Source organism: Pseudomonas sp. S2_A10 (assembly GCF_054668465.1).
The window spans coordinates 4,987,232-5,001,112 of record NZ_CP162773.1 but is presented as its reverse complement, the minus strand read 5'-3'; the positions used below and the strand labels follow the sequence as shown (position 1 = coordinate 5,001,112).

The 13,881-nt window shown below is 61.7% G+C and carries 12 protein-coding genes and 1 tRNA gene; 4 read left to right on the top strand and 9 right to left on the bottom strand.

Annotation, left to right across the window (positions count from 1 at the left end):
- Positions 1-3 precede the first annotated feature (3 nt).
- The 4 genes from fdhE (at position 4) to AB4N41_RS22475 (ending at position 5,272) form a co-directional block, all read left to right on the top strand.
- The gene (gene fdhE / locus AB4N41_RS22490) at positions 4-930 is read left to right on the top strand and encodes a formate dehydrogenase accessory protein FdhE (protein ID WP_252876353.1); all 927 of its coding nucleotides are present in this window, start codon (positions 4-6) and stop codon (positions 928-930) included.
- A 915-nt stretch (positions 931-1,845) separates the two neighbouring features.
- A complete protein-coding gene (selA, locus tag AB4N41_RS22485; RefSeq protein ID WP_252876352.1) occupies positions 1,846-3,258 on the top strand; it encodes an L-seryl-tRNA(Sec) selenium transferase in 1,413 nt (470 codons plus the stop codon).
- On the top strand, positions 3,255-5,171 hold the full coding sequence (gene selB / locus AB4N41_RS22480; RefSeq protein ID WP_460138419.1) for a selenocysteine-specific translation elongation factor: 1,917 nt from the start codon (positions 3,255-3,257) through the stop codon (positions 5,169-5,171). The genes selA and selB overlap by 4 nt, the downstream gene beginning before the upstream one ends.
- A 5-nt stretch (positions 5,172-5,176) precedes the next feature.
- Positions 5,177-5,272: transfer RNA gene (locus tag AB4N41_RS22475), tRNA-Sec, on the top strand.
- 99 nt (positions 5,273-5,371) lie between these two features.
- On the opposite strand, the gene AB4N41_RS22470 is transcribed toward AB4N41_RS22475, so the two are convergent.
- The 9 genes from AB4N41_RS22470 to proP form a co-directional block, all read right to left on the bottom strand.
- Complete coding sequence (locus AB4N41_RS22470; RefSeq protein ID WP_041480302.1) at positions 5,372-5,662, bottom strand: type II toxin-antitoxin system RelE/ParE family toxin; 291 nt, start codon at positions 5,660-5,662, stop codon at positions 5,372-5,374.
- The gene (locus tag AB4N41_RS22465; protein ID WP_016770738.1) at positions 5,655-5,900 is read right to left on the bottom strand and encodes a type II toxin-antitoxin system ParD family antitoxin; all 246 of its coding nucleotides are present in this window, start codon (positions 5,898-5,900) and stop codon (positions 5,655-5,657) included. Before AB4N41_RS22465 ends, AB4N41_RS22470 begins: the two co-directional genes overlap by 8 nt.
- A 341-nt stretch (positions 5,901-6,241) precedes the next feature.
- Positions 6,242-6,601 carry a DUF6124 family protein gene (locus AB4N41_RS22460; RefSeq protein ID WP_150635198.1) on the bottom strand — a complete coding sequence of 120 codons (360 nt, stop codon included), beginning with the start codon at positions 6,599-6,601 and terminating at the stop codon, positions 6,242-6,244.
- A 460-nt stretch (positions 6,602-7,061) separates the two neighbouring features.
- Positions 7,062-7,571, bottom strand: coding sequence for a hypothetical protein (locus tag AB4N41_RS22455; RefSeq protein WP_016774812.1), 510 nt, complete (start codon positions 7,569-7,571; stop codon positions 7,062-7,064).
- A gap of 8 nt (positions 7,572-7,579) precedes the next feature.
- Positions 7,580-8,095, bottom strand: coding sequence for a hypothetical protein (locus AB4N41_RS22450; protein WP_252867657.1), 516 nt, complete (start codon positions 8,093-8,095; stop codon positions 7,580-7,582).
- Positions 8,092-8,745, bottom strand: a complete 654-nt coding sequence (locus AB4N41_RS22445) for a hypothetical protein (protein ID WP_150635200.1) — start codon at positions 8,743-8,745, stop codon at positions 8,092-8,094. Before AB4N41_RS22445 ends, AB4N41_RS22450 begins: the two co-directional genes overlap by 4 nt.
- Before the next feature lie 226 nt (positions 8,746-8,971).
- On the bottom strand, positions 8,972-10,267 hold the full coding sequence (locus tag AB4N41_RS22440) for an OprD family porin (protein ID WP_252876351.1): 1,296 nt from the start codon (positions 10,265-10,267) through the stop codon (positions 8,972-8,974).
- Positions 10,268-10,465: 198 nt separating this feature from the next.
- Positions 10,466-12,169: an amidase gene (locus tag AB4N41_RS22435; RefSeq protein WP_252876350.1), complete on the bottom strand. Its 1,704-nt coding sequence runs from the start codon at positions 12,167-12,169 to the stop codon at positions 10,466-10,468.
- 165 nt (positions 12,170-12,334) lie between these two features.
- Positions 12,335-13,840, bottom strand: a complete 1,506-nt coding sequence (proP, locus tag AB4N41_RS22430; RefSeq protein ID WP_041480305.1) for a glycine betaine/L-proline transporter ProP — start codon at positions 13,838-13,840, stop codon at positions 12,335-12,337.
- Positions 13,841-13,881: the final 41 nt, after the last annotated feature.

Here is a 13,881-nt window from a genome sequence, read left to right as displayed (position 1 = left end):
CTTTTGCCAAGCATTCTTGAACCTGGGGAAATCGAGGCGGCGGCCAGTTCGCCGCCGTTTCTGTATCTACCGCCACGTAACCTGTTTGCCCTGCGCGCTGAACGCCTCGAGCGTCTGGCCGAGGGCAATGGGTTGGCGGATTACCTGCGGCTGATGGCCGGGTTGTGCCGGGCGCAGCAGCAGGTCTTCGACGATCCGCCGCTCACCGCGCCGTTTGATGCGCAGCGTTTCGAAGCCTGTCAGCAGCACGGTCTGCCACCATTCGCGGCAGATGCCCTGGTGCGCGAAGATGCCTGGCAGCCGTGGCTCGACGCCTTGCTGCAGCACGATGCGCCAGCGCGTCAACCTGCAGTGATCGACGCGCTGGACAGTCTGCGCGCCGCAAGCCCCGGCCAGTTGCGCGCGTGGGCGGTGGCGCTGGTCAGCGGTCAGTATTCGCTGGTGCCGGCGGCGCTGGTGCCGTTTCTCGGCGCGGCGCTGCAAACCGCATGGAGCCACTGGCTGCTCAGTGTGCCAAATCTGCAACTCAAGCCTGGCGACAGCCTCAGCCAATGCCCGGCCTGTGGTTCGCCGGCCATGGCCGGGGTGATTCGCCATCGCGGCAAGCACAACGGTTTGCGCTATCTGGTGTGTTCGCTGTGCGCCTGCGAATGGCATGTGGTGCGGGTCAAGTGCGTGTATTGCGAGCAGAGCAAGGGCCTTGAATATCTGAGCCAGGAAGACGACCGGCACAGCGCCGAGCAGGCACCGCTGCGCGCCGAAGTCTGCCCGAGCTGCGACAGCTACCTGAAATTGCTCTATCTGGAGAACGACGCCGAAGCCGAGGCGTTGTCGGCGGATCTCGGCAGTTTGCTGCTGGACATGCGTCTGGCCCAGGACGGCTATCAGCGTCTGGCGCCCAATCTGTTGCTGGCGCCGGGGGACGAATGACGAGAGCAAAACTGTGGAAGGGGGTGTGCTCCCACAGTTTTTTGTGGTGACCAACAATGTTCATTCAACCCCGAATCCCTGTGGGAGCTGGCTTGCCAGCGATTGGTCGGCACATCCACCACCTTCTTTGACGGACCCACCGCAATCGCTGGCAAGCCAGCTCCCACAAGTCTATGTGCCGAATCACAAAGCCCGGTCAGCCCCGGATTTCCCTGTGGGAGCGAGCCTGCTCGCGAAGGCGTCGTTTCAGACACATCATCTTTGACTGACTTACCGCATTCGCGAGCAGGCTCGCTCCCACAGTTTTTTGTGGTGACCAACAATGTTCATTCAACCCCGAATCCCTGTGGGAGCTGGCTTGCCAGCGATTCAATCGGCACATCCACCGCCTTCTTTGACGGACCCACCGCAATCGCTGGCAAGCCAGCTCCCACAAGTCTATGTGCCGAATCACAAAGCCCGGTCAGCCCCGGATTTCTCTGTGGGAGCGAGCCTGCTCGCGAAGGCGTCAGGTCAGCCACATCCACATTGACTGACACACCGCTTTCGCGAGCAGGCTCGCTCCCACAGGTTTTTGTGGTGACCAACAATGTTCATTCCACCCCGAATCCCTGTGGGAGCTGGCTTGCCAGCGATTGGTCGGCACCTCCACCACCTTCTTTGACGGACCCACCGCAATCGCTGGCAAGCCAGCTCCCACAAGTCTATGTGCCGAATCACAAAGCCCGGTCAGCCCCGGATTTCTCTGTGGGAGCGAGCCTGCTCGCGAAGGCGTCAGGTCAGCCACATCCACACCAACTGACACACCGCATTCGCGAGCAGGCTAGCTCCGGCAGTGCGTCTACACTTCTGAAACCCTTTTGGGAGCAAGCTTGCTCCCAAAAGGGATTGTTTCAGTGAAATCAGGAGTGGCTGATGTCTTCCAGCGTTGCCCTGCGGTTGCCGTCCATTGATGGGTTGTTGCGTCATCCGGCGTGCGCGCCGTTGGCCGAGCGTTACGGCCGGGATTCGTTGCTGACTGGCCTGCGTCAGTTGCTCGATGAGCTGCGGCCCGGCGTGTTGAGCGGGCAATTGGCGGCCGTGGAAATCGGCCCCGAAGTGCTCGCCGGCCGCGTCGGTGAACGCTTGGCGCAACAGCAGCGCAGTCAGGTGCGCCGGGTGTTCAACCTGACCGGCACGGTGCTGCACACCAATCTCGGCCGCGCCTTGCTGCCCGAAGAAGCTATCGAAGCAGTGCAAACGGCCGCACGCTATCCGCTCAATCTTGAGTTCGATCTGGCGAGCGGCAAGCGCGGTGATCGTGACGACCTGATCGAAGGCCTGATCCGCGAACTGACCGGCGCCGAAGCCGTCACCGTGGTCAACAACAATGCCGCTGCCGTGCTGCTCACGCTCAACAGCCTCGGCGCGCGCAAGGAAGGCATCATTTCCCGTGGCGAGCTGATCGAAATCGGCGGCGCTTTCCGCATCCCCGACATCATGGCCCGGGCCGGCGTGCGCCTGCACGAAGTCGGCACCACCAACCGCACCCATGCCCGGGATTACCAAGCGGCAATCGGTCCGCGCAGCGGGTTGATCATGCGCGTGCATGCCAGCAACTACAGCATCGAAGGCTTCACCGCGCGGGTGGCGACTGCGGAACTGGCCGAGTTGGCGCACGCCCATGGCTTGCCGTTGCTGGAAGATCTGGGCAGCGGCAGTCTGCTCGACCTGACGCGCTGGGGGCTGCCGGCGGAACCGACCGTGCGGCAGGCGCTGCTCGATGGCGCCGACATCGTCACTTTCAGCGGCGACAAATTGCTCGGCGGGCCGCAGGCCGGGTTGATCGTCGGGCGCAAAGAACTGATCGCGAAGATCAAGAAGAATCCACTGAAGCGCGCACTGCGGGTCGATAAATTGACCTTGGCCGCGCTGGAAGCGGTGCTCGGTCTGTACCGCGATCCGGATCGCCTCGCCGAGCGTCTGCCGAGCCTGCGCCTGCTGACCCGGCCCCAGGCCGAGATTCATGCTCAGGCTCTGCGTTTGCAACCGTTGCTCGCCGATGTGTTGGGCGAGGTCTGGCAGGTCAGCGCGGTCGAGGCGTTGGGCATGATCGGCAGCGGCAGCCAACCGGTGGCGCGCTTGCCGAGTGCAGCGCTGTGTTGCCGCCCGCAAGTGTCCAAGCGCTGGCGCGGGCGTTATCTGCTCAATCTCGAAGCAGCGTTGCTCGGTTTGCCGATCCCGGTGCTCGGGCGAATCGGCGACGATGCGCTGTGGCTGGATCTACGCCAGCTCGACGATGAGCCAGCGTGGCTGGCGCAGTTGCCGCAATTGCAGGTCGATCCGTGATCGTCGGCACGGCGGGGCACATCGACCACGGCAAGACTTCGCTGTTGCAGGCGCTGACCGGGCAAACCGGCGACCGCCGCCCGCAGGAGCGCGAACGCGGCATGACCATCGATCTCGGTTATCTCTACGCCGAACTCGCAGCGGGCTCCGGGCTGACCGGCTTCATCGACGTGCCCGGCCACGAAAAATTCACCCACAACATGCTCGCTGGTGCGCAGGGCATCGATCTGGTGTTGCTGGTGGTAGCGGCCGACGACGGCGTGATGCCACAGACGCGAGAGCATCTGGCGATCGTCGAACTGCTCGGCATTCCCCGCGCGCTGGTGGCGATCACTAAATGCGACCGGGCGGGAGCGGGCAGGGTGGAAGAGGTGCAGCGCCAGGTCCTGGACCTGCTCGCGCCCGGACCATTTGCTGATGCGCCGATTTTTACCGTGTCGAGCTTGAACGGGCAGGGCGTCGATGAGTTGCGCGCGGCGTTATTGCAGTCACACAACGAGGTGCAGGCGCGCGGTTGCGAAGGCGGCTTTCGTCTGGCGATTGATCGGGCTTTCAGCGTCGCGGGTGCGGGGATTGTGGTCACGGGCACGGCGCTATCGGGCACGGTTGCAGTGGGCGACAAACTGGTTCTGGCGCCTGCCGGCAAATCGGTACGCATCCGGGGCTTGCACGCGCAAAACCAGGCCGCTGAGCAGGCCTTCGCCGGTCAGCGCGTGGCGCTGAACCTCAGCGGCGAACGTCTGGAACTGACGCAGATCCACCGTGGCCAATGGTTGTTGGCGGACTGGCTGCATGCCCCAACCCAGCGCATCGACATCGACTTTCATCTGTTGCCGGGCGAGCGCACCTTTGAACACTTCCACCCGGTGCATCTGCACCTCGGCACCCAAGATGTCATCGCCCGCGTCGCCTTGCTGCAAGGCCCGCGCCTGAGCCCCGGCGAGCGCATGTTCGCGCAACTGCTGATCAACGCACCAGTGCACGCGGTAAAGGGCGATCGATTGATCCTGCGCGACTCCAGTGCCCAGCGCACCCTCGGCGGCGGCACAGTGCTCGACCCATTCGCTCCGGCGCGCCAACGCCGCAGCCCGGAACGCCTTGCGCAACTGCAAACCCTTGCCCTTAGCGTCAGCCTCGAACAGGCCCTGCCGGCACTGCTCAACCACAGCCCCGGCGGCCTCGACCCGCAACGCCTCGAACGCCAGTTCAACCGCCCGCGCCCGCAGTGGACGCTGGCAGAAAACATCCGCCTGATCGACACCCGCCAAGGTCCGCTGCTGTTCAACGTGCAGCGCTGGGGCCAGTTGAAATTCACTTTGCTCGAACAACTGGCGCGATTCCACGAACAGGAACCCGACCAGATGGGGCCGGACCGTGATCGCCTGCGCCGCTTCAGCGCGCTGGCACTGGAACGCTCGACGTTCATCAGCCTGCTCGACGAACTGCTCAACGCCGGCTCGATCCTCGCCAGCGGCCCCTGGCTGCACCTGCCCGACCATCAGGTGCGCCTGAATGCCGACGACGAAATCCTCTGGCAGCAATTACAGCCGTTGTTCGAACAGGCCGGTTTCGACCCGCCGTGGGTGCGCGACGCCGCGAAAATGCTCGGCGAAGACGACGCCAGTGTCCGCCTGCTGCTGCGCAAACTCGCACGGCTGGGCCTGATGCACCAGGTGATGCGCGACCTGTTCATCAGCGACATCGTCCTGCGACAAATGGCGGCGCTACTGCTGAAACTCGCCGAAGAAAATCCGTCGATTCAAGTGACAACCTTCCGCGATGCGCTAGGCTTGGGACGCAAACGCTGTATTCAGTATCTGGAATATTTCGACCGACTCGGCCTGACCCGCCGGCTCGGCGAATCCCGCCAGATCCGCCCCGACAACGCGCTGGCTGACGCTTGCGCACCCTGAGTTCAGGAAGACAATCGCGCCCGGTGGCGCGGCCGGGCTTCAAACCCGGTTGGGGACGGCATCCGTTCCCGGGCAGGTTCGACTCCGGCTGTCTTCCGCCAGTCTCCCAAAAGCAAAGATCGCAGCCTTCGGCAGCTCCTACATCGATTTGTAGGGGCTGACGAAGGCTGCGATCTTTTGATTTTCGGTGATACGAGAGGTTAGAGATTACGCTGCGCCTCCATCCGGTCATGCAAGATTCTGATTATCGCGATCCCATAGGCGGTGATTCGAAAATAAATCATGTGACTCTCCACGCTGCAGCGTCGGTAACCGGGGCGGATAGCGTCGCATGCGGGTGCTGTTTTGGGACGATCAGCCAACTGCTCGAAAGACTCAGTCAGGATGTCGATGTAGCGATTGGCCTGATCCAACCCCCATTGTTGAGCTGTATAGGTCCAGATAGCCTCAAGATCCGCTTCGGCGGCGGGGGTAAGTCGGTATTCAGCCATGCGCCCTCAACATTCTCTTTTTGAAAGCATCAGCATCGAAAGGCCGGGGGGCACCACTGGATTCTCCTTCTCGAAGGGCTGCGCGGACGGTTTCCAGTTCAGCGTTTCGCTCTTGCTCTCGACGGATCAAATCGCGGATATATTCGCTGTCGTTGGTGTAATGTCCCGCTTCTATTTGAGCTTTGATCCAATGGTCTTGCTGGTCAGTCACGGTTATGGTTTTGCGTACGGTAGCCATGATCGGGCCCTTTGCGGATGGCGAACTTTGCGCAAATTATCATACTAATGGTGCGCTAACGAGTATGAGCCTAGCCGTTATAAGAACGAATCACAGCCTTCGGCAGCTCATGCGTATATCACTCGAACTGCCGCAGGCTGCATTTTCAGACCCGCAACCGAATCTGCTGCCCGAGCACATCCATCGGGTTAAATAATCCTTCCCCTTTGTGATCGCTTGCAGGCTCGCTACCACAGGTTCCTTCAGTGGTCGCAAAGTTTGCGTCCGACCAGGATCAATGTGGGAGCGAGCCTGCTCGCGAAGAGGCCGGCACGGGCATCGCATAACTCAGCCGGCCCGCATTACCCCGGCAATTCCAGATTATCCAGCACCCGATTCACCGCCAGTTCCCCGAGCATGATCAGTTGCGCAATCCCCATCAGCGTCCGGCGCTGGGATGGCTTGACCAGCCCGGCGAATTCCTGGGCGATGGTTTTGGCCGAGGCGAGGGTTTCGCAGGCGTTGGCCAGCAGGTCTTCGTTTTTGGTGTCGGCGGTGACGGCATACATGGCGCGGGGGCTGAAGGGTGGCGGGGTAGAGCCGGGTGGGCAGAGGTAGTGGTCGAGGGCGCGGTCGGCGGCTTCGTGGAGTTTTTTGGAGTCGAGGGATTCGTAGGGGGAGGTGGGATCGGTTTCGGGTGGGTTGGGTGTGGGTTTGATCATGGTGAAGCTCCTATTAAGTGGAGCCGTCAGGCACTGTCGCTAAACAGTAAGGTGGCGGCTGTACGCAGGTTAGCGAACCGGTTATAGGCACCCGGCAGACCCGAAGGTCTCCCACATACAGCCACCATGGCGTAGTCGCAGACATTGAACCCGCGACAAAGCATGGAACGCTGATGCACCTATTCAAGATCCGGGTCGCTAAACCCGATCGCTGATTCGTCAGCGACCGCACCACAATAGAACCCGCCCCCAAGGCGCACAAGCCGGCGGATTCTGGCTTGGCTGTAGGCAATGGCGCAAGGATTTGTAGCCTTGAGACCGTATCCGCAGGTGTCTTTTAAACAGCTTCGTTTAAATCAAAGAATTGCGCCGTACCTGATGGCCTCTTCGCGAGCAGGCTCGCTCACACATTGCAATGCGTTGCGCCGCAGTCCACCGCACCAGCCCCCATCACCCAACCTCACGGCTGATACGGAATCACCTTGTCCCGGTCCATTTCCACCAACAACTGGTCGAGCATCTGCCGTTTGTTCTCGACCCCGGGAATCGGCACATACCATGTCATCACGCTCCAGCCTTCGCGGGAGTAGTTGTAGGTTTTGAGCAGTTGGCCATCCTTGAAGACCGAGCCGCGCAGGTTGTCCTGGTAGTGGTAGGGCATCGGGAAGGTGAACAGGGTGAAAACGTTGACCAGCGCCAGCCAGTTGACCTTGCCGTCGCTGGGTTCGGTGATCAACAGGCTGTAGCCGTTGCGAGTGTAACCGCCGTCGAGCATCGAGAACGCGCCGGTCTTTTTCAGGACGCTGACGGTTTCGCGCTGATGCTGCTCGTCGATGCGCGTATACGCCGGCCCCATGCCGAGCGTGACCGGCACGTAGGCCTGATCGGCATGGTAATCGAGCGGTTGCAAGGTGTTGGCGCAGCCGCCCAGCATCAGTGAGGCACAGAGCAGGCCGGCGACTTTTATCATCGCGCGGTTCATTGCGCGACTGCCGGGATCAGCCGGTCCTGCTGCACATCCTGCGCGAAGGCGCGGGCGATGCGGCCGAGGTTCTGTTCGCGCATCTCGCCGCCCTGATCCAGTAGCCAAGTGTATTTTTGAGTGATGTTGCGATAGGTGTATTGCTTCAGTCGCTTGTCACCCTGGAACACGGTGAATTCGGTTTGCGTGTCGAATTCGTTCGACAGCGGCAGCAAGAACAACGTCGCGGTGCTCAGCAGAATCACCGGAAACGGCGGTAGGTGACGTTCCACATCAAGTTTGACCTGCACGTTGTACTCGTCAGCTTTACCGCTGCCGGTTTCGATGGTGCGGAACACACCGGTCTGACGCAGGTGGTTGCGCAGGCTGGAGCCGTTTTCCGGATCATCGACCATAACGTGAATCGGCTGCAGATAATCCTGAGCGTCCGTAAGCGTGCGCTCGGGCAAGGTGTTGGTCGCCGCGCAACCGGTCAACAGAGCGGCGGCAGTGAGGGCGATGATTTTTTTCATGGTTTGGCGTCCACGGCAATACCCGGAATGGGGCCGGTGAAGATGTAGGGCTGAGCACTGTTCAGGTCGAGTTTCAGCGGTTGCAGCGTTGGCAATCCTGGCGCCAGACGTAGCGCAATCAGCGCATCGCGGGCGTTCTGATCACTCCAGCGGAACGCGCAGAAACCGGCGGTCAGGCAGAACGAACGGAACTCGCCGATGTAATAGGCCTTGCCGGGTTCCAGGCGCATCGGCAGGTTGAATTTCTCCCGCGCCTCTCTCGAGGTGAAAACAGTGCCTAGCCCAGGTTGATAACGTGCGGAAAAGAACTGGAAATCATAGAACTCGTAATCGCCCGGCTTCAGGGGAAGCACGAATACGCTCGCTGCGCCGACACCGTCCTGAACATCCTGCGGCGTGGAGTAAGCGCCGGCCATTTTCCAGACGCCGGCCGCACCGTATTCGGAACCGCGTTTGCGGAAAAAGATTCGCTGGTTGTCAGCGGCTGATTGCTTGAGTGATTGCGGCCCGATTGAGCCAACGAGATAACTGACTGGCTCGCTTGCCTTGGGTTGCAAGGGTTCGCTGACCCAGGAAGCGCTTTCGGTAATGCAGCCGCTGAGCGTCGCGGCGAGCACGACGGCCGCTCCGAGTTTGAATAGCTGAAACATGTACATCCCTGAATCTGCTTGCGTTGATTGACTACAAACAGGAAGGTCAATCAATGCCTTCCTGGCTTGGCTTTTTATGCGGGGGCGCAGAATAAACGAGGTGATGGCACTTGGCTAGCTGCTGTAGGCGCTGCGGTACGCTGAAATCATTTGATTTTGATCTCAAGGAGCAAACTCATGGTTTGTGGCCGACGCAGGAACCTGTGGGCGGGTTGATCGTGTTACCTCAAAAACCCAGCGGGTACTGAACGACCACGTAAATCCGGTCAATGTCATCCCCGGCCTGTGCTTCGTTGGCGCGGTGGGTGACGTGGGATAGTTGCACCGACAGATCCTTCGCGGTGCCGGATTGCACTACATACTTCAGGTCGATATCGCGTTCCCAGTGTTTGCCGCCGCTGCCTTGTTGCGGTTGATAGTCGCCGCTGTCGGCGTCGAACGGGTTGTAGGCGCCGCCCTTGGGCGCATGGCTGCCGTCAATGTGGCTGCCGCTGACGTAGCGGGTCATGAAGTTCAGGCCGGGGATGCCGAAGGCGCCGAGGTCGAGGTCGTAGCGGGCTTGCCAGGACCGTTCGTTGGCGCCGTTGAAGTCGGCGTATTTGATCGAGTTGGCGAGGTAGATCGAGTCGCCGCCGACGAAATCGAACGGCGTGTCGCCATTGATCCGCTGCCAACCGAGCATCACCGCGTGCGGGCCGAAGCTGTATTTGCCTGAGAGGCTGAGGGCGGTGTTATCGATCTCGCCGGCCACTGCGCGGCCGGTGTCGCGGGTGTGGTAGAGGTTGGCGTCGAGCAGCACGCCGGACTGTTTAAAATGCAGGTTGCCGTAATACTGATGCCAGGTGTCGCTCAGTTCTGAGGCGTAGAGTGCGCCGCCGACCGGGCTGCTGCCGAACAGATCGGCACCGACGAAGCTGATGCCACCTGCTTCGGTGTTGGCGCCGTAGCCGTAGAAATCGCCTTTGCCGGAGGAGCTGTCCTGGTTCTTGAATGCAGTGAAATGCCCGGCGACCAGATTGACGTTGTCGAACTCGGCGCTGTTGAGCAAAAAGCCTGTGGCGTATTCCGGTTGCAGACGTTTGTCGGAGGTGTCGAAGACTGGGGTTTCCACGGTCATTTCGCCGAAGGCGACGGTGGTTCGCGAGACCTTCAGCTTGAACGCACCGCCGGCGCTGGAATAGTTGTTTTCGCTGCGACCATCGCTGTCGACCGGTAGCAGACCGGTGCCGGAGTGGCCCTTGCCGCCGTCGAGTTTCAGGCCGGCGAAAGCGTGGGCGTCGATGCCGAAACCGACTGTGCCCTCGGTGAAACCGGATGAGAAGTTACCGATAAAGCCCTGTGCCCATTCCTGTTTGTAGTTTTTTCCGGAGGGCGTGGGCGAGCGGTAGTCGTTGCTGAGGTAGAAGTTGCGCAGCAGAACATCGCTTTTGGCGTCGTCGAAAAAGCCGCTGGCATGGGCGGTGCCGGTCAGACCGCAGAGCATGGCAAGCAGGGTGAGGCGGGAGGGCGCGCGGTTGATCATGGTCAGGGCCGGTGGTAATCAGGATGGCGCTGATGATCGGCGGATTGGCCTGGAAAGGATTGGGCCGGTGTGCTGAGTTGGCAGCCCTCACACCAAACCCTGTGGGAGCGGGGCAGTCAGGTGGAAATGTGGCGGCTGTCAGGCCGCCATCGCTGGCAAGCCAGCTCCCACAGGGTTTGTGGGAGCTGACACAGTGCATTAAGCCAGCGGCGGTGTACGCGGCGGGATCTGGCGTTTGCTGCCGGTGGATTCGAAGGCGGCGGCGAAGCGCAGCAGGTTCGAGTCGTCGTACGCGCGACCGGCGAAGGTCAGGCCGACGGGCATGCCGATGTCGGCCATCACACCCATGGGCACGGTGACGGTCGGGACGCCGAGGTGGCGGATCGCGAGGTTGCCGTTGGCCACCCAGACGCCGTTGCTCCAGGCGATGTCGGCCGACTCAGGATTGACATCGGCGTCCGCCGGGCCGACGTCGGCGACGGTGGGGAACAGCACGGCGTCGAGACCGAGGCGGTCCATCCAGTCTTCGAGGTCGATGCGTCGGGTCTGCTCCAGACCGCGCAAGCCATCGGGCACGGTAGGGATTTCATTCCACGGCGTGATGCCGCGTTCGGCCATGCGCACGTATTCGTCCATGCCGGCGGCCAGATCGCCTTCGCGGTTGGGCAGGGTGCCCGGGTCGTGCGGGAAGATCTTCGGCCCGTCGACATCTACCAGACGATTAAGCTTCGGGTCACCGTTGGCCTGCAGGAAGTCGTCGAACGCCCAGGCAGTCAGATCCCACAGTTCATGGTGGAGGAATTCTTTCGACACCAGCCCACGGGTAAACACGGTTGGCGCGCCAGGGCGGTCGCCTTCGCAGTTGGAGACCAGCGGGAAGTCGGTTTCGATGACTTCGGCGCCAGCGGCCTCAAGGGCCTGACGTGCCTGCTGCCACAAGTCGATCACGGACGCGCGGGTGTTGATGCGCTGGCCGGTCGGGCCGCCTATGCCGGGGGCTTCGCTGGTGCCGGCGTCGGGGTCGGCGTTGATGTACATGCGCGGGATGGCGAAGCGTTTGCCGGCCAGGGCTTTGGCATCGGCGGCCAGTTCACTGTACGCAGCCGGGCGTACTTCGCTGACGCGCGGGATCGGCACCCACGGTTGCAGGCGCCAGAGGTCGCCACGGGTGTCCGGGTCTTCGGCGACGACCACGTCGAGCACTTCGAGCAGGTCGGCCATGGTCCGCGCGAACGGCACGACGACGTCCATGGTCGGGGTCAACGGCCAGTTGCCGCGCACCGAAATCACCCCGCGCGACGGGGTATAGGCGCACAGGCCGTTGTTCGACGCAGGGCCGCGACCGCTCGACCAGGTTTCCTCGGCCAGACCGAACGCAGCAAAACTCGCAGCGGTGGCGGTGCCGGCACCGTTGGACGAGCCGGAGGCGAACGGGGCGGTGAGGTAAGCGGCGTTGTACGGACTTTCGGCGCGGCCATAGACGCCGCGTTGCATGCCGCCGTTGGCCATCGGCGGCATGTTGGTCTTGCCCAGGCAGATCGCCCCGGCAGCGCGCAGGCGTTCGATGGTGAAGGCGTCGCGATGGGCGACCAGATCGGCAAATGCCGGACTGCCGGAAGCGGCGGTCAGGCCCTTGACCAGATAACTGTCTTTGGCGGTGTAGGGGATGCCATCGAGCGGGCCAAGGGTTTCACCGTTGGCGCGGCGGGCGTCGGAGGCGCGGGCCTCGTTCAGCGCTTCAGGGTTGCGCACGACGACGGCGTTGAGTGCCGTCGGGGTGTCGGTGCCATCGTAGGCATCAATGCGCGCCAGATAGGCCTGCACCAGCTCCACGGCAGTGGTCTGGCCGGATTCAAGGGCGGCGCGCAGTTGGGCAATGGAGACTTCGGTGACTTCGATCATGGGGTCACCTGTTGAGCGTGGTTGTTTGGGGCAGGAGTATTCATAGCGGTTCTCGTTGCACGGCTTTAAGCGACAAGGTCAAGACTGGCGCCTATTTAACACCAAGCCGCGCTTCGAGTAATCGGCGGGGTGATGGCCCCGCCGATTTTTTCTGCGTCTAGCGGATCATTCATTGATGCGCGGATGCTGCTGGACCAGCACTTTGCGCTTGGCCTCCAACTCGGCGATCTCGGCATCAATGTCTTCGATTTTCTGCTCGATGTTGTCGTGGTGTTCTTGCAACAACTCCTTGGCCTCTTCGAGGTCGGAAGCCGCCGGGGCCGCGCCGCGCAGGGGCTTGTTGGCGGTTTCCTTCATGGTCACGCCAGTGACCAGACCGACCACGGCGATGACCATCAGGTAATACGCAGGCATGTACAGATCGTTGGTGCTTTCCACCAGCCAGGCCACGGCAGTCGGGGTCAGACCGGCGATCAGCACCGAAACGTTGAAGGCACTGGCCAGCGCGCTGTAGCGGATGTGGGTGGGGAACATCGCCGGCAGGGTCGAGGCCATCACACCGATAAAGAAATTGAGCAGCACCGCGAGGATCAGCAGGCCGGAGAAGATCAGCGCGATGCTGCCGCTGTTGATCAGCATGAACGCCGGAATGGCGAAGATGAACAGGCCAATGCTGCCGACGACAATGAAGGGCTTGCGGCCGATCTTGTCGCTGATGAAACCGATCAGCGGCTGCACGAAGAGCATGCCGACCATGATCGCGATGATGATCAGTACACCGTGGTTTTCGCTGTAGTGAAGGTTGTGCGTCAGGTAACTCGGCATGTAGGTGAGCAGCATGTAATAGGTGACGTTGGTCGCCGCCACCACGCCGATGCAGGTCATCAGGCTGCGCCAGTGTTTGGTTGCGACTTCCTTGAACGACACTTTCGGGCCACCGGCTAGGCCTTCGCGGTCGCCTTGTTCGAGTTTTTCCACGTGCTGCTGGAACGCCGGGGTTTCTTCCAGGGCGTGGCGCAGATACAGGCCGATCATGCCCAGCGGCAGGGCGAGGAAGAACGGAATCCGCCAGCCCCATTCTTCGAAGCGCTGTTCACCGAGGATGGTTGAAATCAGCACCACCACGCCGGCACCGAAGACGAAACCGGCGATCGAGCCGAAGTCCAGCCAACTGCCGAGGAAGCCGCGTTTGCGGTCGGGCGCGTATTCAGCGACGAAGATCGAGGCGCCGGTGTATTCGCCACCGACCGAGAAGCCTTGGGCCATTTTCGCCAGCAACAGCAGGATCGGCGCCCAGATGCCGATCGAGGCATAGGACGGAATCAGGCCGATGGCGAAGGTACTCAGGGACATGATGACGATGGTCGCGGCGAGGACTTTCTGCCGTCCGTATTTGTCGCCCAGCGCACCGAAGAACAAACCGCCAAGCGGACGGATGAGGAAGGGCACGGAGAAGGTCGCCAGCGCGGCGATCATTTGCACGCCGGGATCGGCGCCGGGGAAGAAGACCTTGCCGAGCACATAGGCGACAAAGCCGTAGACGCCAAAGTCGAACCACTCCATGGCGTTGCCCAGTGCGGCGGCGGTGATCGCCTTGCGCATCTTGGCATCGTCGACAATGGTGATGTCTTTCAAACCGATCGGTTTGACGGTGTTCTTGCGTGATTTCATTGCGCTGTTCCCGCTCGCTGATCCAGATTACCGCTGCGATG